The sequence below is a fragment of the Streptomyces sp. DS1-CR2 genome (assembly GCF_055760475.1).
Map to the genome: position 1 here is coordinate 7,959,215 of NZ_CM147085.1, position 19,164 is coordinate 7,978,378.

The following is a 19,164-nucleotide window of genomic DNA, read 5'->3' on the forward strand; positions in this document are numbered from 1 at the left end:
TGGGCGCCGCTCTCAGCTAATCTCCGATAGCTTTACCGTCGACTGCAAGGGAGTTCAGGTGAGTGGATCGCCACGCGAGGCCTACGAGCGTCCACACCGGCCACAGCACCCGGAAGGCGCCCTCGCGGCCGACCGCCGGGCGGGAATCCGCGAGGCCGCGCTGACGCTATTCGCCGCGCAGGGCTACCGGTCCACGACCATGACCGACATCGGCGCCGCCATCGGCATCCGCGGGCCGAGCCTCTACAAACACGTCGTGTCCAAGCAGGAACTGCTCGCCGAGATCATGACCGGCACGATGGAGCAGCTCATCGCCGACAACGCGGCGGCCGTCGCGGGCGCCGACGACGTACGGGAACAACTGCGCCGCTCCGTCGAGGCGCACATCCGCTACCACGCGCGCCACCGCCTGGAGGCCTTCGTCGGCAACCGCGAGATCGGCAGCCTCGAACAGCCCGACCAGGACCGCGTCCTTGCCGGCCGCAGCGACTACGAACGCCGCTTCCGCGAACTGATCGAGCGAGGTGTGGCCGAGGGCGCCTTCCGCGTGCAGTCGGCCAGGATCGCCTCGTACTCGATCCTCGACATGGGCATCGGCGTCGCGAGCTGGTTCCGCGAAGGAGGCGAGTTCACTGTCGACCAACTCGCGTACCAGTATGGAGACATCGCGCTGCGCATCGTGGGTGTGGGCGGGCCGAGGGCGCCGGACGGCGGCAACTAGCGCGCACGCCCGGAACCTCGGCGCGCGACAGGGACCCGTCCCGCGCCCCCAGGGGTCACCGGAGTCCGGTGACCCCTGGCGCGTGTTCAGGAGCCGGTGGCGGGGGCATCCTCGTGGTGGTGTGCTGTCGACGGGGTGCCGTACGAGCCGCGTGCCGCGTACCACCACACCGTCGCCAGGATCAGCACGACGGCCAGGGCCGCCGACGCGTAGTTCATCGAGTCGACCGTCACCGGTGACGCCTGCGGCAGGCAGAACAGGATCGTCACGAAGGCCACCCACGTCACCGCGGTCCAGCCGACCGGTCTGCTCCAGCGGCCCAGGTTCCAGGGTCCTGGGGCGAAACGGTCGCCCGCTCGCAGGCGCAGCAGGATCGGGATCGCGTACGCGGGCGTGATTCCGATGACGTTGATGGCCGTGACCGCTCCGTACGCCGTCGAGGAGTACAGGGACGGCAGCGCGATCACGGCGGCCAGGCCCGCCGACAGCCATACCGCGGGAACGGGCGTGCGGGTGCGGGAGCTCACCTTGCGCCACAGCGCCGAGCCCGGCAGCGCGTTGTCCCGGCTGAACGCGAACACCATGCGGCTGGTCGCCGCCACCTCGGCGTTGCCGCAGAACAGCTGGGCCACGATCACGATCAGGAGCAGCGCCGTGGCGCCGGACGTGCCGAGGGCGTCGATCATGATCTGCGCCGGCGGCACCCCGGTGGCGCTGTCCTGCGCGCCTGAAGGGTGCGGGCCCGGCGCCGGGCGGACCCGCGATCGAGGTCGCGGCGCCCCTGCGCTGGGTGGCGCCCAACCGGGTGGCTCCGCAGGTGCCGGTGGACCGCTTCGTCCTGCGGACGGCGGAGGTGCTGGTGCGGCCCGTCCTCGTGGTCACGCAGGACGGCCGCAGACTTCACCGTCAGTACGTGCCGCGCGGCGCGCTCCCCAATCGAACCCTGCATGTGGCGGGCTACTGGGCGGCCAAGGTCGACGCCATGGGCGAGCCGGTCCGGATCGCGGTGGGCGGCGGGCCCGGGACCGGAGTCTTCGGAGCGTCCACGGAGTGATGCGCGCCCTTTGCTGACGCGCGCCCTCTCCGCCGTACACCGGCCCGCCCCGTCTGCCCAGTGGTGTGCCGTCGAAAAATGGCGCGGACACGCCCATTGTCAGGGTTGCGGCGAGGGAGTTACATGGTGCCCGCACGTGACGAAAGCGCTTTCTGCCGGTCGGGGGAATTCCGGTCGGCAGCCCCTTCGTTGCCGTTCGGAGGCCGTATGAGACTGCCCCGCACCAGACGTACCGCGATCGCCCGGACCGCCGTCCGCGACGGGCTCGAACCACGCGCCCGGCGCACCCGGTCCGCCAGAGGCACACGACGCACCGCACTCGCCGCGGTGGCCCTCGCCTCGGTCGCCGTCCTCGCCGCCGCAGCGCTTCCCGCGCAGGCGAGCGGCCCCGCCACCGGGGTCCCCGCGCAGGCCAACGGCCCTGCGGGGCATGGCTCGTTGCGCTCCCGCGCAGTGGCCGCCTACGACTTCGGGCACCCCGATCCCGCCGATCCCGCGAAGGAGCGGGACATCGGACGCTCCCGCACCCCGCTCACGCTCATCAACGGCGGCTCCGCGATGCGCGTCGCCGACGAGGCCTACCCGGGCAGCTCGCCCGCCCTCCAGGTGCGCCAGCAGAACCCGGCCACTGCCGGCAACGACGACTGGAAAGCGGGTACTTGGGACGAGAGCGGGGTCGGCTCCCTCGGCGCCTTCAACAGCGCCAAGGCCGCCACCGTCATGGGCTGGTTCAAGATGACGGGCGACAACCCCACCCTCAACTCCAACACCGCCAACCCCACCGACCGCTACGGAGCGATCGGACTCGCCGGGGTGCTCTCCGGCACCAGCGACGGGCACGCCGTACGCGCGCTGCTCGAACTCATCCAGGTCAACGGCGAGTTGAAGCTCGTCGCGCTCGGCCGCCGCCTCGACAGCGGCGCCTCCCAGACCTTCGCCGCCTCCGCCGACTGGCAGCAGCTCCTGCCCCGCGGCGAGTGGGTCCATCTGGCCGCCACCTTCGACTTCCGCGACGGCACGATGGCCCTGTACCGCGACGGCAAGCCCCTCGACGGCTTCTACGTCACGCCGGGCGACCCCTGGGAGCTCACCACCACACCGGCGCCGCACCGCGCCTCACCGACCGACCCGCGCGGCATCAAGATCGGCGGCAGCTTCCCGCAGAACACCCGCGAGAACAACGCCTGCGACTGCCGCATGGACGATCTCCTTTTCCTGGACCGTGAAGTGACGGCAGGTCAGGTAGGCGCCGAGTACCGCCGCATGACGCGGGGCCACTGACACCGGTATTCGCCCACTTCCACCCAGCCGTACTCGCCATCCGAAGGGACCCGCATGGCAGCACGACGCAAGAACCCAAGACTCTGGGCGGCCTTCGCCGTCACCGCCACCCTGGCGCTCGGCGGGCTCGCCGCGCCCTCGCACGCCGACGAGCCCGCTCCCACCGCCGCGACCGCGGGCCTCAGCGACCCGATCCCGGAGAAGCCCGCCCAGTCCAGGACCGGCCTGGTCCTCACCGAGTACGCCCAGTTCCCGAAGTCGGAGCCGGTCCCGGCCCCCACGGACCCGCGTCTGATGCGCCACGCCAGGATCAACACCATCAATGAACTCCCGGACGGTTCGGGCCGGATGGCGACCCCGGACCTCAACGGGACGCTCTACCTCACCGACCCCGGAACCGCCGGCAAGGACACGGGCGGCACCCCGCACCCGTATCTCGACGTCAAGGGCGCCTTCCCGAACTTCTTCTCGGGCCGCGGCCTCGGCCAGGGCTTCGGATACGCCGCGTTCCACCCGCAGTTCGCGAAGAACGGCCGCTTCTACACCATCCACACCGAGCTCGCCTCGCAGGTCACGCAGGCCCCCGACTTCAAGCAGGCGGGCACCACCACCTACCACGGTGTCATCACCGAGTGGACTGCCGACGACCCGAAGGCCGCCGTCTTCCAAGGCACCCACCGCGAGGTCCTGCGCATCGGCTTCACCGGCCAGGTGCACGGCATCCAGCAGATCGACTTCAACCCGACCGCCAAGCCCCACGACCAGGACTACGGGCTGCTCTACCTCGCCGTCGGCGACGGCGGCCAGGGCGTCGGCAACAGCGAACCGCAGAACATGGGGCTCCCGCACGGCAAGCTCCTGCGCATCGACCCGGCGGGCCGCAACAGCGCCAACGGCAAGTACGGCATCCCGGCCGGCAATCCGTTCGTCTCGACGCCCGGCGCCCTCGGCGAGATCTACGCCGTCGGCATGCGCGACCCGCACCGCTTCAGCTGGGACACCGGCGGCAGCCACCGCATGTACCTCGGCCACATCGGCGAGCACGCCATCGAGTCGGTCTACGAGGTGAAGGCCGGAGACAACTTCGGCTGGAGCGAACGCGAGGGCCCGTTCCTCTTCGACAAGCAGACCACCGACCCGTGCACCCGCATCCAGCCCTTGCCCGTCGACGACGCCAAGTACGGCTACACGTACCCCGTCGCCGCGTACGACCACGACCCCGGAGCCGACTGGAACTGCCGCTCCGACGTGGGCCGCGCGATCGCCGGAGGCTTCGTGTACCGCGGCAAGGACGCGCCCGAGCTGCGCGGCACGTACATCTTCGGGGACCTCGTCGACGGACGGATCCTGGCCGCCGACACGCACGACATGCGCCGCGGCGCCGGTCTCGCGCCCCTCAAGTCGCTGATGCTGTTCGACCAGGCCACCGGCAAGAAGGTCACCATGCGCGACCTCGCCGGGGACCAGCGCGTCGACCTGCGCTTCGGCACCGACCTCGCAGGTGACCTGTACATCGTCTCCAAGGCGAACGGCAAGGTCTGGAAGGTCACCGGCACCCGCACCTTCGCCGACTGCGAGGTGGGCAACACCCCGACCACGCACACCACCGGCGCGGACAACTGGGCCCCGGTCACCCCCGCCAAGTGGGAGTTCACCCAGCGTGAGACGGTCCTCACCGAGCCGGGCGTCTCCCGCCCCGGCCCGCGCCGCCCCTTCGAGTACGCCGTCCTCACCGCGGGCCCGCGCTACTCGAACGTGACGATCGAGGCCGAGGTACGCATCGACACCCCGGTCGACATCACCAACCGGGACGTCATCGTCGTCTGGGACCACAACTCCGACACCCAGTTCCAGTACGCGCACCTGTCCAGCGACAACAGCATCTACCCGCACAACGGCCTGTTCACCGTCAACAACGCGGACCGGCTCCGCATCGACGACCAGTGGAACGGTACCTACGGCGCGCCCCCGGCCATCAAGGACGCCGCCTGGCACAAGGTCCGCCTCACGCACTGCGCGGACACCGGCGAGACGGCCGTCTACATGGACGGCAGCCGCACGCCGCTGATCACGGGCACGGACCCGGTGTTCTCCTCGGGCCGTGTGGGCTTCGGCTCGTTCGACAACAACGGCCGGATCCGGAACCTGAAGGTCACGGGGACGGTCGCGCGCGACTGACCCCGGGAGGCCGGAAGCACGTGTGGGGGAGCCGGTCCGCTGTCCGGACGGACCGACTCCCCCTGGCTGTTCCGTCGTTACGGAATCGGCGGTGCGGCCTCGCGCTGGTACGGGATGGCCACCGCGCCCTGCTGGAGTGCCACCGTCCGCGTGGGCGCCGGTATCCGGATGCCCTCGTCTCGGTACCGGGCGTGCAGGCGCTTGATGAACTCGTGCTTGATCCGGTACTGATCGCTGAACTCGCCGACGCCCAGGATGACCGTGAAACTGATCCTGGAGTCGCCGAACGTGTGGAAGCGGATGGCCGGTTCATGGTCGGGGACGGCGCCGGTGATGTCGACCATGACGCTCTCGACGACCTCGGCCGTGACCCGCTCGACATGCTCCAGGTCGCTGTCGTAGCCGACGCCGACCTGGACGAGCAGGGTCATCTGCTGTTCCGGGCGGCTGTAGTTGGTCATGTTGGTGGAGGCGAGCTTGGCGTTCGGGATGATGACCAGGTTGTTGGACAGCTGGCGCACCACGGTGTTCCGCCAGTTGATGTCGACCACGTATCCCTCCTCGCCGCTGCTCAGCCGGATGTAGTCGCCGGGCTGCACGGTCTTGGAGGCCAGGATGTGCACGCCCGCGAAGAGGTTCGCGAGGGTGTCCTGAAGCGCGAGCGCCACCGCGAGACCGCCGACGCCGAGGGCGGTCAGGAGCGGGGCGATGGAGATGCCCAGGGTCTGCAGGACCACGAGGAAGCCCACCGCGAGCACCACGACCCGCGTGATGTTCACGAAGATGGTGGCCGACCCGGCGACCGCCGACCGCGACTGCGCCACCGACCGTACGAGCCCGGAGATCACCCGGCCCGCTGTGAACGTGGCGACGAGGATCAGCAGCGCCGTCAGCGTCACGGTGACGTTGTGCCGGGTCCGGGTAGTGAGCGGCAGCGCGGAGGCGGCCACAGCGACACCGGCGGCGACCGCCGCCCACGGCACGAGGGAGCGCAGCGCGTCCACGATGACGTCGTCGCCGCCCCAGCGCGTCCGGTCGGCCCGCACGCCCAGCCAGCGCAGCATCATGCGCAGGAGCAGCCCGGCCGTGAGCCCCGCGGCGACCGCGATCCCGGCCACGATCAGATCGTCGGGCGTCATCGCGCGGTTCACCGGCGGCCTCCGGCGCCGTGACCGAGGTCGTCGTACGCCGCCGGGAGCGGCCGTATGTGATGAGTCGTCACCTTGCTACCTGCTTGTCCGTAAGTGGTGCTGCCGCGCCTGCACCGACGCGCCGGGACATCCTGCCGCACGCGTCGAGGTGCACGCGCGCGGGGGATGACGCTCACCTGCGTCAACGGGGCAGACGCCCGGCGAAAGACCCTAGGGGGCCACGCGCCGCCACCCGTCAGCGCGCCGTCCCCGGCCCGTTCTCGCGGCCCAGCGCGACGTACCGCGCGTGCGCCTCAAGGGAGTCCGACACGAACGGGTACTGACGCATCGCGTTCGTCAGGCCGGCCTCGGTGAGCCAGTCGTGCCAGACGATCTCGGAGGGGAGCGGCGCGACCGGCCCGTCGACGGTGACCTCGTGCACCCCGAGCCAGTACGGGCTGATCTCCCCGCGGCACAGGTACTTGAAGACGAAGCGGACCGGCGCCGTGACCCCGAGTTCCTCCGACAGCTCGCGGGCCGCCGCGGCCTCGTACGACTCGCCCGCGTCGACACCCCCGCCGATCAGCCAGTTGTACCGCCCAGGGAACCGCGAGACGTGCGGCGCCCGGCGATGCACGAGGATCCGCCCCGCCGGGTCGCGGCACACGACCGTCGCCACGCGGTGCAGCCACCCCTCGCGGATGGCCGCGCCCCGGTCCACCGTGCCGAGTACGCGGTCCTGTTCGTCCACGCGGTCCACCAGTTCGCTCATACGACCACGATGGCAGACGCGGCCGGACGTCACCGCACCAGCACTGCCCTCCCCTCGGCCGCGGACCGGTACGCCGCGGTGACGATCCGCAGGCAACGCAGCCCGGATTCGCCGTCCGTCACGCTCGTCCCGCCGTCGCTCCCGTACAGGAACGAGTGCAGCATCAGGGCGTCCAGGTCGACGCCGTAGGGCAGTTCGAAGGGCGCACGGGACGACTCGCCACCCGGGTGACCCGTGGCACCCATGGGGCGGATCGGCACAGATGGCCCATTGACGTCCTTTCGGCTCAGCGTCGAGGGTGGAGGCATGACGCGACTGTCCGAGCATCTGCGCCAGGCCACCCCCGTCGTCGCCGAACGTGGGGAAGGCGTCCATCTCTACGGCACCGACGGCCGCCGCTATCTGGACTTCACCGCCGGGATCGGCGTCACCAGTACCGGCCACTGCCACCCGCGCGTGGTCGCCGCCGCCCAGGAGCAGGTGGCCACTCTCATCCACGGCCAGTACACGACCGTCCTGCACCGGCCCCTTCAGCGCCTCGTCGAGAAGCTGGGATCCGTGCTGCCCGAAGGACTCGACAGCCTCTTCTTCGCCAACTCCGGCAGCGAGGCCGTCGAAGCGGCCATGCGGCTCGCCCGGCAGGCCACCGGCCGGCCCAACATCGTCGTCGCGCACGGCGGCTTCCACGGCCGCACCGTCGCCGCCGCCTCCCTCACCACGTCCGGAACGAAGATCCGTACCGGCTTCGGACCCCTGATGGCGGGCGTCGCCATCACGCCCTTCCCGAACACCTACCACTACGGCTGGGACGAGGAGACCGCGACGCGGTTCGCGCTGCGCGAGTTCGACCACCTCCTCCAGACCGTCTCGGACCCGGACGACACCGCGGCGATCCTGGTCGAACCCGTCCTCGGCGAAGGCGGCTACGTCCCCGCCAACTCCGCCTTCCTGCAAGGGCTCAGGGAGCGCGCCGACCGCCACGGCATCCTGCTCGTCCTCGACGAGGTACAGACCGGCGTCGGCCGCACCGGACGCTTCTGGGGCCACGACCACTTCGGCGTACGCCCCGACATCCTCATCACCGCCAAGGGCCTCGCGAGCGGCTTCCCGCTCTCCGGGATCGCCGCCCCCGAGGCGCTGATGCACAAGGCGCGGCCCGGCTCGCAGGGCGGCACCTACGGCGGCAACGCCGTCGCCTGCGCCGCCGCGGTCGCCACCCTCGAGGTCGTCGAGGAGGAAGGCCTCGTCGCCAACGCGGCCGCCATGGGCGCCCGCCTGCGCTCCGGCCTGGAGGACATCGCCGCGAAGACCGAGGCGATCGGCGACGTACGGGGCCTCGGCCTGATGCTCGCCAGCGAGTTCACCACCCCCGACGGCGAACCCGACGCGGCCACGGCCGTACGCGCCCAGCAGGCCGCCGTCGACGAAGGGCTGCTGCTCCTGCTCTGCGGCCCCTGGGGCAACGTCGTGCGGATGATCCCCGCGCTCATCGTCGACGAGGGGCAGATCGACGACGGCCTGCGGGCCTGGGCCGCGGCCGTGGAGACCGCGACGGCAACCCGCTGACCAGCGACGGAGGAGCAGGCATGACCACGACCCACCCCACGCCCCAAGTCGTCGAGGACGTCCCCGAGCAGCTCCTCCTCGGCGGCCGTCTCCAGGACGCGGCCGGGGGCCGCACCTTCGGGGCAGTGACGGACCGGCGGGTCCTCAGAGGCGTTCCAGCGCGCGGAACGCCGTCAGCTCCGCCAGCAACCGCTTTGCTGCGGGCGTGAGTTCACGGAGAGTCAGCGCATCTCCGGAGTTGAGGACCCGCAGTACGGCGGACAGGTCGGCGGCCGGCAGCTCCGTGGCCGCCACATGGCCGCACGCGGAGAACAGGCGCCGGCCGGCGGCCTCGGTCCACAGCACGCGCTCCGTGGCGCGCACGACGTCGTCGTCGCCGAACCTGCCGCGCGGCGCCGGCGACGGCACGGGCCGGAAACCCCCGGCCGTCCAGTGCCGCAGGGACTGCCGGGCGACGCGCTCCTCCAGCGGCCCGCGCGCGCCCGCCGAACGGAAGTGCGCGAGGGCACGCTCCAGGGGTGCGGGCAGCTCCGACCCCGCCTCGGCGTCAGGCACGAGCAGGCCCTCCTCGCCGGGCGGCGCGGCGCCCGCGGGATCCGGGTCCGGCGTGAGCAGCGTCTCGGGCGTCACGTCATGCAGCAGGTCGTACAGCTCGGACGCCGCATCCCGCCCCTCCCGAACGACGCTCACGCGCACGCCGGTCGACGCCCACCCGGCGTAGGGCTCTGCGACGGGGGAGAGGTGCGACGGCCAGTACAGCAGGTCGCCCGGATCGGCCTCGACGGTGAACGACCCGCTCCGGTCCGCCGCACCGAACCGCATCCGCTCCCGCCCGCCCAGCACGTACAGGAACGTCGCGACGCGCTGCCCGGGAAGCGCCTCGGCGAGCGGCTGCTCGTACGTGCCGTGGACCAGCGTCGTGAACGCGCTCGGCACGGGCTGCCCCACCCGCGCCCACAGACCGGCGAAGAAGGCGCGCTCGCGTGCCCACAGCGGATGGTGGAACGCGTGAAACGCCTGAAGGGACAGGGAGTACAGCTCGCCGGAGAGCTGCCGGACGAGCCGCTGGTGGTAACCCGCGAACGAGCCGTCCCTGGGCTGCGGCAGGAAATCGCCGGGGTCGGTCTGGGGCTCGCCGCCGACCGCGAACCCCGCGTAGGGCGGCACGCCGAACGGCCCGCCTCGGTGCGCTGCGGCAACGGCGGTCTCGAACACCTCGTGGGCGTCGAAGGGGGCGGGGACGACCGACTTGAACAGCACGGGTTGCCGGTCCCAGTACCGCTCGCCGAAGACCTGCCAGTCGAGCCGGGCGAGTCGGTCGAGCTGCCCCTGCTGCCCCTGCTCGACAGGGGCGGCAGCGCGGCTTGCTGGCCCGGCAGCGCGGGGATCCTCCCTCATTCCGCCCCGTCTCCGTCCACCAGCTCGATGGCGCGAATGCGATGCAGGTCGGACAGGAGCGGGATCAGTGCCTTCGCGCGCATCCGCGAGCCGCGCCCCAACTCCCCTATGGTGAGAGCTCTTTCGGACCACAACCGTTGCCTGACCCGTTCGGCTCCGGCCCCCTCGACCGCCAGGGTGTGCCCGTTCGCGGCCCACACGGCGCGTCCGGGTCCGTCCGGTATGCGGAAGAGCTCGGCCGAGGCCCGTACGCGCAGACCGGGATCCAGGGGTACGGCCGGTCGTGGCGGAGGCACCGGTTCGAGCCCCGCCGCCGATCTGCGGGCCGCCCACGCCACGCGCAACTCCCTGGCCGGTCCCGGGCCGGCGGCCAGCCCGGCGAACAGCCGCGCGGCGGCGGCGACCGGCTCCGCCGCGCCGATCTCCCCGTCGGGGTCCGCCGGGGGAGGGAACGGCAGGACGCCGGGGGCGCCTGCGTAGACGCGGTCCTCCTGCATCCGGTCCGCGAGGAGACCCCGTACGTGGGTGAGGACGGCGGCGCGGCGCGCGGGGACGACGATCCGTAACGTTGTGCAGCGGTCGAGGTAGTGATCGAGGTGACGGCAGCCGACGGGCCAGTACACCAAGTCCCCTGCTCCAGCAGCGAGTTGGTACTCGGTGCCGGTGTGCTCGGGCCAGAGCCTGACCGTCATGGTCCCGGCGAGTACCCAAGTGAGCGCGAACGATCCGGGGCGCGGGGCGGGGGCGTCGGGGCCGGTGCAGTGCTCTCCGAGGGCGAGTTCGGCCGTCACCGGCAGAGTGGGCCAGCCCACCGCCCGCCACAGCCCGGAGACGAGTTCGCGGACACGTGCCCAGAGCCCGAAATCGCGCCACAGCGGCTGGCGCACGCTCAACAACCAGCCAAATTCGGTGAGTTGACGGGCTATTCGATTCCGGTACGCGTCCGGGTCAGGGTCGTCCGGGCCGGGCAGCAGGGCGCCCGCGTCGCGCAATCGGCCCTGCGTCGCGGTGGCGAAGCGGACGCCGGCCGCGTCCTCGGCGGGCGGTGCGCAGGAGGCGGCGACGGCCCCGTACACCTGCTCCGGCCCGAGGCCCGTGGCGAACGGCACCGCGGCGGGCTCCCTGCCCCAGTGTGCTTCGGCGAACCGTTTCCACCTGGCGGAGAGGTCGGGCTCTGTCGCATTCATGGCGTCGAGAATCTGTCAGAGCGCGATCGAGCGAGTCAACGGTTGACCCGTAATCGGCAGACATATGGCGCGGAAGTGGCGCTGCGTCCCAGTGGTTCGACCTTGTCCGTCCTGGCCCTCCCTGGCCCGTCCTGACCCGTCAGGCAACGGAATCAGAAGGGACGGGGGCGTGGTCGAGGGGTGGGTGAAAGGTGAGGGAGGTGTGGAATCTGACGCGCTCCGGCGGCGGAATGTCGGGTTCCCATGCATTCACCACGCGGTTGCCGCCGGTAACCCTTAGCGCCCTTGATCAGCGGAGATCGCAGACATGGGATCGTATGTGCGAGCCCGCTGCGGAGGTTCTGCGGCCGAGTCGGAAAGGTGATCTGCATGCCCCTCGCGCTGTTCAGGAGGAGCCGGTCCGGACGGGACCCGCGCGGGGCAGGACTGGTGCACCCCGTGCCGCACGGCGCCGGCGCCTTCCACTGCGAGGTGGCCGACCCCATGGGGCAGCCGATGTCGGGGGCGGACATCACCGTGACGCGAGTCGCCAACGGCCGCGTCGTGGCCAAGGCGACCAGCGACCCGTACGGCCTCGTCTTCCTCACGCTGCCGCCCGGCCGGTACGGCGTCATGATCGCGGCCGACGGCCTCCAGCCCCACCAGCAGACCGTCGACGTCGTCGCCGGTGAGACGCTCCCGCTGACCTCGGTGCAGCTGCACATGGGGCGCCCGCCGGAGCTGCCGCAGCCCGGCACCTGGCTCTTCGACCCGCCGCACACCGCGATCCGGTTCATCGCCAAGCACGTCGGTATGGCCCACGTCCACGGCCGGTTCACCCGCTTCGACGGCGGCATCCAGGTCGCGAACGACATGGCTGACTCGCGGGTCGAGGTGCAGATCGACGCGGCGAGCATCACGACGGGCAACAAGACCCGGGACAACCACCTGCGTTCGGCCGACTTCCTCGATGTCGAGCGTTACCCGTACATCCACTTCTCGTCCGACCGCTTCCTGTACCGCGGCGGCACCAAGTGGACGATCCAGGGCGCCCTCACCATGCACGGCGTCAGCCGCACGGTGGAGCTGGACACCGGCTATCTCGGCATGGTCAACGGCGGTTACGCGGAGGAGCTGCGCTGCGCGGCCCTCGCCACGGCCGAACTCCACCGGGAGGACTACACGCTCGACTGGCGGAGCATGCTGGCCCGGGGCATCGCGGTGGTCGGACCCACGGTGAAACTGGAGCTCGACATCCAGGCGATGTACCACAGCCACGACACGCCGACGCCGCCGGAGTAGTCGCCTGATCTGTGCTTAAGGCTCAGCTGGGAGGCCGGAGTTGGGGCGGCAGTGATCACTGCGCCTCTGCTCCTGGGGGGGGGTGCCCGACGGAGGAGGTGTGCGAAGCCGAGGTTCACGAGACGACCAAGCTCCCCCGGAACTGGTCGGCGACGAGGACTCTGCTGCGCAATTCACGAGTCAGGCCCGGGTGTGAGTGAGGCCAGCGCGGTGGGCTGCACCGCACCGGCGGCGGTCGAGCCGAGTAGGAGTTCGGCCAGGTCATGGGGCTGCGCTTGCTCACCGGTTGGGGCGGCTGCTGCGATCCGGTCCAGCCGGAAGCCACGGCCGGCCCGCCGTGTGCGGCACCAGGCGATGAGGTACCAGCGGCCGCCGGCGGTGAGCAGTCCGGCCGGTTCCACTACGCGGTCGCTTTCGTTTCCTGCTCCGTCGATGTAGGACAGCCGCAGCACCATGGTGTGAGTGAGGGCCTGTTCCACTGTGGTGCGGACCGCGGAGTCGGTCCGCGACGGCAGCGCGACGATCCGTACGGCCAGTTCCCGGGCCGCCGCCGAGGCGGGACCGGTCATCGATGCCGCGATCTTCTGGTACGCCGTGCGGGCCGCCCCGGCGTAGGGGACGGAGGCGTCGGCCGCGGCCAGCGCGGCGGCCAACGCCGAGGCTTCATCGGCGGTGAAGTGGATCGGGGGCAGCGTCATCGCCGGGTCGATCGTCCAGCCCCCGCCGCGTCCCGGTGTGGTGCGCACCGGGACACCGGACTCCATCAGCGCCTGGAGGTCGCGCTGCACCGTGCGCGTGCTGACCTCGAACCGTGCGGCGAGCGCCGCGACTGTCAGCGGCCGCGGCGCTGCCGCGCGCAACTCTTCCACCAGCGCATAGAGCCGGGCAGTGCGGTTCATCAGGCCGACGTTACCGTCCCGCCGTGGCCAGGAACTCCCGCTCACGCGACTGTTCCCGCTCGGTGATGGTCAGCGGGAACAGAGTGAAGCCGTGCATCGCGCCGGCGACGACGCCGAGCTGCACGGGCGTATCCGCCGCCGGCCATCGCTGGGCCAGAAACAGTGAGTCGTCCAGCAGCGGGTCCTCGGTGCCGACGACGATCCGGGCGGGCGGCAGGCCGGTCAGGTCGGCGAAGAGCGGCGAGACCTCCGGGGCGCGGCGCTGCTCCGCCCCCATCCCGGGTGTGAACAGCTCATAGCTGCCGCGCACTGAGTCGGTATTGCTCAGCAGCCGCCTGGCGCCGAACGACCGTTGGCTCGGTGTCATCGACAGGTCGTAGGGACCGAAGAGCAGGTTGGCCGCCCGGAAAGCGCCGGTGATGCCGTGCCGGTCGCGAAGGCGCAGCAGTGTCAGGACACTCAGGTGGGCGCCGGCCGATTCGCCACCGATCAGCAGCCGCCCAGTGCCGAACTCGGCTGCAGCGTTCTTCACCAGCCACCGGGCGGCCGCTTCGCAGTCGTCGGGTCCGGCGGGGAACGGGTGCTCCGGCGCCAGGCGGTACTCCACGCTCACTACGGCCAGCCGTGCCTGCACGGCAAGCTGCCACAACTTCGCGTCCTGCCCGTCCGCAGAGCCAAACGCCCAGCCACCCCCGTGTATGTGCAGGTATACGCCGTCGACGTGGTCGGGCACGAACGCCCGGACCTTCACCCCGCCTGCTACGACGCGGTCTTGGCCGTGCGACAGTCTCACCGGTGGCGTGTGACTACCGAGCCGGTTACGCCGCAGGAGCGCCAGCACGGTTGCGTCCGGCGCTTCCCCGCGAGCGGGACGGCTCGCGGCAGCAGCCTCGAATTGCTCGTTGAATGCCAGTGTCTCGGTGAGGCAGTCCTCATCGGTGATCGTCATGCCGTCGACAGTCGCAGCTGTCCGCGACAACACCCTGTCACCGTTTCTCCGTGAGCTGCGTCACAGTCTGTCGTACTACCCGCTCCGAGTGGACCCGCAGCCATGCCTCCTGCGCATGCGCCCGCGCCTCGCCGACCGAGCGCGCCGCCTCCGCCTCGCCGCCGGCCAGTCGCACCGCCCGCGCGGCCTCCGCCTCGGCGCGTACCGCGTCCGCCGCCGCGTTCTCCTCGGCCTCTCGCCGGGCGGCGGCGAGCGCGGGGTCGCTGATCCGGTACGTCACCGAGGCCTGCACGGCGACGTCCTGGAAGTCGGCGGTCCTGGCGTGGAACCTGACCGCCAACTCCCGGTCGTCCACGGTTACTTCGGAGAGTGCCGCGCTCAGTGCCCGGAACCAGAGGCTCAGGCCCGTGCCGTCGTGGGCGAGTGTACAGCGGCACCGGCGAACCGTTCCTGAACTCGTCCACCCCGAGCTCCGCATGCCAGTCCGGCAGCCACACGGTCCCGGGTTCCAGCAGGTCGAGCCCGTCGAGGAAGCGGCGGCGTGATCTCCCCCATGCCGCAACTCTCTTGTGGAGAGGCTCAGTTCGGTCAGGTGTCCGATCGTCGTGCCTCAGTGGTCGCGGTGGAGGGAGGTGATCGGGAAGGATGGGCCCGGCATGGATCAAGGCGGCGGGCCAGGGGTGCGCCGCGCAGGAACGGAGAGGCGACGATGACGCGACCGGAACCCCACACCTCTGGCAACCACCGGACCGCCGGCACCGCCGAGGTGCCCGAGCGGCTCGACATCACCCGGGCCACGCTCGACGACTGGGCCGTCATCAGCGGCTGGGCGGCGGAAGAGGGCTGGAACCCGGGCCTCGCCGACGCCCGCAGCTTCTTCGCCCAGGACCCCGACGGTTTCTTCATCGGCCGGGTCGACGGCGAGCCCGTCTCCGCGATCTCCGTTGTCAACTACGGCGACGACTACGCGTTCCTCGGCTTCTACCTCGTACGGCCCGACCTGCGCGGCCGCGGCTACGGCATCGCCACCTGGAAGGCGGGCCTCGCCCACGCGGGCAGCAGGACGGTCGGCCTCGACGGCGTCCCCGCCCAGCAGGACAACTACCGCAAGTCCGGCTTCGAGTTGGCGCACACGACCGTCCGTTACGCGGGTGTACCGCAGGCCCCGCGCCCGGCCGAAGGCGACCTTGCACCCGGCACCGTCATCCCCGTCGCCGAGGCGGGCGGCCTCAAGTCCATCGCCCTGTACGACAGCGCCTGCTGCCCCGCGGACCGGCCCCGCTTCCTCGCCTCCTGGCTCGCCGGCGACGGGCACCGCGCGCTCGCCCGCGTCGTCGACGGCCGCGTCACCGGCTACGGCGTCATCCGCCCGGGCCGCGAGACCTTTCGCGTCGGCCCGCTGTTCGCGGACACCCCGCAGGACGCCCGCGCGCTGTTCGACGCCCTGCTCGCCACGGTCGGCCGGGCCCCGGTCGCCGTGGACGTGCCCGAATCCAACCCCGCCGCCGTGGCACTCGCCGAGGCGTACGGCCTGACTCCCGGGTTCGCCACGGCCCGCATGTACACCGGCCCCGTCCGGCCGTTCGCCCAGGAAAGGGTCTTCGGTATCACCACCCTCGAACTCGGCTGAAGGGGCACGAAGGCAGGCACATCGGCCGCGGGGTTATCTCGAATGAGGTAACTGGGCTAGACCAGCCTCAGGGGCTCGGTCAGCTGCGGTATGTCGTCAGGCCATCGCGACCGGTAACGCTCGAGGCGACCGACCACCTGCTCACAGGGGCAGTCGCACACTCACTCGGCGGCGCCTTCAGCCAGGGCCTCCAGGTCGAGGCGAGCCCCCGCTCGGTCGTCATCAAGGCGCGTGACTTCACCACCGGCACCTGGCTGAAGCAGCCGACGGTGCCGTTGCACGCCTCCGCCTGATCAGCCGCCGGGGGTGGGTGCGGCTCCGCCGGGTCACCTGTCGGTGAACGACCCGTGCCGCCCCGCCCCCGACGCGAACCGCGCGGCCCCCTTCAGGCTCTCCTCCAGCACGGCCGTCCCGTACCGCAGTTCACCCGCCATGGCCTCCTCCTCGCCCTGTCCCGCCTGGTCCAGTACGGAGGCGCGGTCGCCGCGCATGCAGGCCTGCGGGAAGCCGGCGATCTGCTCCGCGAGCTCCTCCGCCTCGGCGCGCGCCCGGCCGGGCGGCACGATCCGGTTGGCGAGCCCCATCGCGTACGCCTCGGGGGCGGGCACGGGGCGGCCCGTGAGGATCAGGTCCATCGCGCGGCTCTCGCCGATGAGCCGGGGCAGGCGCACCGTGCCGCCGTCGATGAGGGGCACGCCCCAGCGCCGGCAGAACACCCCGAAGACGGCGTCCTCCTCGGCGACCCGCAGATCGCACCAGAGCGCCAGTTCGAGGCCGCCGGCCACCGCGTGCCCGCTCACGGCGGCGATCACCGGCTTGGAGAGCCGCAGCCGGGTCGGACCCATCGGCCCGTCGCCCTCCTCGGCGACCCGGTTGCCGCGCTCCGTACCGATGGCCTTGAGATCGGCGCCCGCGCAGAACGTGCCCCCCTCACCCCAGAGCACCGCTACGCGGGCGGATTCGTCGGCGTCGAACTCCTTGAAGGCGGCGGCCAGTTCGGCGGCCGTGGGCCCGTCGACCGCGTTGCGGACCTCGGGGCGGGACAGCACGACCGTGGTGACATGTCCTCGGCGCTCGACGCGGACCGGCATCCGAACCCTCCTGAGTGATCGTCGCTGAGTGGATGTTCAGCGTGGCACGTCGGCCGTGCCCCTCCCAGAGGCCCATCCACCTCGAATTGAGGCATCCCGTTGACCTCAAGCTTGCTTTAGGTCTTACCGTCTACTTCATGAGCATGGAGACCACGGCGTGGACGCAGCTGCACAGCGTCATGAACGCCCAGCAGGACACCCGACCCTTCGCCCCCGCCACCCTGCGCCGCATCGCCGCCTTCGCGCGTCCGCACCGGCGCCGGATCGCCCAGTTCGTCGTCCTGAGCGTGGTCACCGCGCTGACCGCCGTGGCGACCCCCGTCCTCGCGGGGCACGTCGTCAACACCATCGTCGCCGGCAAGGACGAGGGCACCGTCATCCGCCTCGCCCTCCTCATCGCCGTGATCGCCCTCGCGGAGGCGGGGTTCGGCATCCTCGCCCGCTGGCTCTCGTCCAACCTCGGCGAGGGCCTGATCCTCGACCTGCGCACTGCCGTCTTCGACCACGTGCAGCGCATGCCGGTCGCCTTCTTCACGCGTACGCGCACCGGCGCCCTCGTCAGCCGACTCAACAATGATGTGATCGGCGCGCAGAGAGCGTTCAGCAACACGCTCTCCGGCGTGGTCGGCAACGTCGTGACCCTGCTCCTCACCCTCGCCGTCATGCTCACGCTGTCCTGGCAGATCACGCTCCTCGCGCTCGTCCTCCTGCCGGTGTTCGTGGTGCCCGCGCGGCGCATGGGTGCGCGGATGGCACGGCTCCAGCGCGAGGCGGCCGCGCACAACGCGGCCATGGGAACTCGGATGACCGAGCGGTTCTCGGCGCCCGGCGCCACGCTGATCAAGCTGTTCGGCCGGCCCGGCGACGAGTCCGCCGAGTTCGCCGCCCGCGCGGCCCGCGTACGGGACATCGGCGTCCGCACGGCCATGGCACAGTCCGCGTTCATCACCGCGCTCACCCTCGTCTCGGCCCTCGCCCTCGCGCTCGTCTACGGTCTGGGCGGCTACTTCGCCATCGAGCGCACCCTCGACGCGGGCGCGGTCGTCTCCCTCGCCCTGCTCCTCACCCGTCTCTACGCGCCGCTGACCTCCCTGGCCGGCGCCCGCGTCGAGGTCATGAGCGCCCTCGTCAGCTTCGAGCGCGTCTTCGAGGTGCTCGACCTCAAGCCGCTGATCGACGAGAAGCCGGACGCCCGAGAGGTGCCCGAGGGGCCGGTCGCCGTGGAGTTCGAGGACGTCCGCTTCGGCTACCCGTCCGCCGACAAGGTCTCCCTCGCCTCCCTCGAAGAGGTCGCCTCGCTCGACACCCGCGGGGGCGCCGAGGTCCTGCACGGCATCTCGTTCCGCGCCGAACCCGGCCAGACCGTCGCCCTCGTCGGAACCTCCGGCGCGGGCAAGTCGACCGTCGCCCAGCTCATGCCCCGCCTCTACGACACAGACGAGGGCGTCGTACGCATCGGAGGGGTCGACGTCCGCGATCTGACCGCCGTATCCCTGCGCGAGACCCTCGGCATGGTCACCCAGGACGGCCACCTCTTCCACGACTCCGTCCGCGCCAACCTCCTGCTGGCCAGGCCCGAAGCGAGCGAGGACGACCTCTGGGACGTGCTGCGCCGTTCCCGCCTGGAGAACCTGGTCCACTCCCTGCCCGACGGCCTCGACACCGTCGTCGGCGAGCGCGGCTACCGCCTCTCCGGCGGCGAACGCCAGCGCATGACGATCGCCCGGCTCCTCCTCGCCCGGCAGCGCGTCGTCATCCTCGACGAGGCGACCGCCCACCTGGACAACACGTCCGAGGCGGCCGTCCAGGAAGCGCTCGCGGAGGCACTCGAAGGCCGTACCGCCGTCGTGATCGCCCACCGCCTGTCCACGATCAGGTCCGCCGACCAGATCCTGGTGGTCGAGGACGGCCACATCGTGGAGCGCGGCACCCACGAGACGCTCCTCGCCGAGGACGGCCGGTACGCGGAGCTGTACCGCACACAGTTCGCGAACCCGACGGACGTGGTGGAAGCCGCGTAGCTGTGA

General features: G+C 71.4%; 16 protein-coding genes and 2 pseudogenes. 8 read left to right on the forward strand and 10 right to left on the reverse strand.

Translation table 11 applies throughout. The features are described 5' to 3' along the window. Window positions 1-58 precede the first annotated feature (58 nt). Complete coding sequence (locus ACY0PA_RS37165) at window positions 59-721, forward strand: TetR/AcrR family transcriptional regulator (protein WP_473081788.1); 663 nt, start codon at window positions 59-61, stop codon at window positions 719-721. An 86-nt stretch (window positions 722-807) separates the two neighbouring features. Here the strand turns inward: ACY0PA_RS37165 and ACY0PA_RS37170 are convergent. Then, window positions 808-1,449 (reverse strand): annotated as a pseudogene (locus tag ACY0PA_RS37170) (amino acid permease); the annotation flags it as partial. Between the two features lie 62 nt (window positions 1,450-1,511). Here ACY0PA_RS37170 and ACY0PA_RS37175 point away from each other — a divergent pair. The 3 genes from ACY0PA_RS37175 to ACY0PA_RS37185 all read left to right on the forward strand — a co-directional run bounded on the left by ACY0PA_RS37175 (window position 1,512) and on the right by ACY0PA_RS37185 (window position 5,234). Then, entirely contained in the window at window positions 1,512-1,775 is a 264-nt protein-coding gene (locus tag ACY0PA_RS37175; protein ID WP_473081789.1) for a hypothetical protein, read from the forward strand. 207 nt (window positions 1,776-1,982) lie between these two features. Beyond that, entirely contained in the window at window positions 1,983-3,056 is a 1,074-nt protein-coding gene (locus ACY0PA_RS37180; protein WP_473081790.1) for a LamG-like jellyroll fold domain-containing protein, read from the forward strand. Window positions 3,057-3,110: 54 nt separating this feature from the next. Further along, window positions 3,111-5,234 (forward strand): PQQ-dependent sugar dehydrogenase, encoded by a 2,124-nt coding sequence (locus tag ACY0PA_RS37185; RefSeq protein ID WP_473081791.1) that lies wholly within the window; start codon window positions 3,111-3,113, stop codon window positions 5,232-5,234. A 77-nt stretch (window positions 5,235-5,311) separates the two neighbouring features. Here ACY0PA_RS37185 and ACY0PA_RS37190 read toward each other — a convergent pair whose 3' ends face one another. The 3 genes from ACY0PA_RS37190 to ACY0PA_RS37200 form a co-directional block, all read right to left on the reverse strand. Then, complete coding sequence (locus tag ACY0PA_RS37190; RefSeq protein WP_473081792.1) at window positions 5,312-6,385, reverse strand: mechanosensitive ion channel family protein; 1,074 nt, start codon at window positions 6,383-6,385, stop codon at window positions 5,312-5,314. 235 nt (window positions 6,386-6,620) lie between these two features. Continuing rightward, window positions 6,621-7,136 (reverse strand): NUDIX hydrolase, encoded by a 516-nt coding sequence (locus tag ACY0PA_RS37195; protein ID WP_399974621.1) that lies wholly within the window; start codon window positions 7,134-7,136, stop codon window positions 6,621-6,623. Between the two features lie 29 nt (window positions 7,137-7,165). Next, window positions 7,166-7,381 (reverse strand): hypothetical protein, encoded by a 216-nt coding sequence (locus ACY0PA_RS37200; RefSeq protein WP_473081793.1) that lies wholly within the window; start codon window positions 7,379-7,381, stop codon window positions 7,166-7,168. Between the two features lie 61 nt (window positions 7,382-7,442). On the opposite strand from ACY0PA_RS37200, the gene ACY0PA_RS37205 reads away from it, so the two are divergent. Then, window positions 7,443-8,702, forward strand: coding sequence for an aspartate aminotransferase family protein (locus ACY0PA_RS37205; RefSeq protein ID WP_473081794.1), 1,260 nt, complete (start codon window positions 7,443-7,445; stop codon window positions 8,700-8,702). 144 nt (window positions 8,703-8,846) lie between these two features. On the opposite strand, the gene ACY0PA_RS37210 is transcribed toward ACY0PA_RS37205, so the two are convergent. Both ACY0PA_RS37210 and ACY0PA_RS37215 read right to left on the reverse strand, forming a co-directional pair. Beyond that, window positions 8,847-10,100 carry a hypothetical protein gene (locus tag ACY0PA_RS37210; RefSeq protein WP_473081795.1) on the reverse strand — a complete coding sequence of 418 codons (1,254 nt, stop codon included), beginning with the start codon at window positions 10,098-10,100 and terminating at the stop codon, window positions 8,847-8,849. Continuing rightward, window positions 10,097-11,287, reverse strand: a complete 1,191-nt coding sequence (locus tag ACY0PA_RS37215) for a hypothetical protein (RefSeq protein ID WP_473081796.1) — start codon at window positions 11,285-11,287, stop codon at window positions 10,097-10,099. The genes ACY0PA_RS37210 and ACY0PA_RS37215 overlap by 4 nt, the downstream gene beginning before the upstream one ends. 369 nt (window positions 11,288-11,656) lie before the next feature. On the opposite strand from ACY0PA_RS37215, the gene ACY0PA_RS37220 reads away from it, so the two are divergent. Continuing rightward, window positions 11,657-12,568: a YceI family protein gene (locus ACY0PA_RS37220; RefSeq protein ID WP_473081797.1), complete on the forward strand. Its 912-nt coding sequence runs from the start codon at window positions 11,657-11,659 to the stop codon at window positions 12,566-12,568. Between the two features lie 173 nt (window positions 12,569-12,741). Here ACY0PA_RS37220 and ACY0PA_RS37225 read toward each other — a convergent pair whose 3' ends face one another. The 3 genes and pseudogenes from ACY0PA_RS37225 to ACY0PA_RS37235 all read right to left on the reverse strand — a co-directional run. Further along, entirely contained in the window at window positions 12,742-13,467 is a 726-nt protein-coding gene (locus ACY0PA_RS37225) for a helix-turn-helix transcriptional regulator (protein WP_473081798.1), read from the reverse strand. 10 nt (window positions 13,468-13,477) lie between these two features. Continuing rightward, the gene (locus ACY0PA_RS37230) at window positions 13,478-14,416 is read right to left on the reverse strand and encodes an alpha/beta hydrolase (RefSeq protein WP_473081799.1); all 939 of its coding nucleotides are present in this window, start codon (window positions 14,414-14,416) and stop codon (window positions 13,478-13,480) included. 82 nt (window positions 14,417-14,498) lie between these two features. Beyond that, window positions 14,499-14,894: pseudogene (locus ACY0PA_RS37235) on the reverse strand (hypothetical protein); the annotation flags it as partial. Between the two features lie 231 nt (window positions 14,895-15,125). On the opposite strand from ACY0PA_RS37235, the gene ACY0PA_RS37240 reads away from it, so the two are divergent. Continuing rightward, window positions 15,126-16,046 carry a GNAT family N-acetyltransferase gene (locus tag ACY0PA_RS37240; protein WP_473081800.1) on the forward strand — a complete coding sequence of 307 codons (921 nt, stop codon included), beginning with the start codon at window positions 15,126-15,128 and terminating at the stop codon, window positions 16,044-16,046. Between the two features lie 326 nt (window positions 16,047-16,372). Here ACY0PA_RS37240 and ACY0PA_RS37245 read toward each other — a convergent pair whose 3' ends face one another. Further along, window positions 16,373-17,137: a crotonase/enoyl-CoA hydratase family protein gene (locus ACY0PA_RS37245; protein WP_473081801.1), complete on the reverse strand. Its 765-nt coding sequence runs from the start codon at window positions 17,135-17,137 to the stop codon at window positions 16,373-16,375. Between the two features lie 143 nt (window positions 17,138-17,280). Here ACY0PA_RS37245 and ACY0PA_RS37250 point away from each other — a divergent pair, with 143 nt between their 5' ends. Next, the gene (locus tag ACY0PA_RS37250; protein ID WP_473086548.1) at window positions 17,281-19,158 is read left to right on the forward strand and encodes an ABC transporter ATP-binding protein; all 1,878 of its coding nucleotides are present in this window, start codon (window positions 17,281-17,283) and stop codon (window positions 19,156-19,158) included. The last annotated feature ends 6 nt before the right edge of the window (window positions 19,159-19,164 follow it).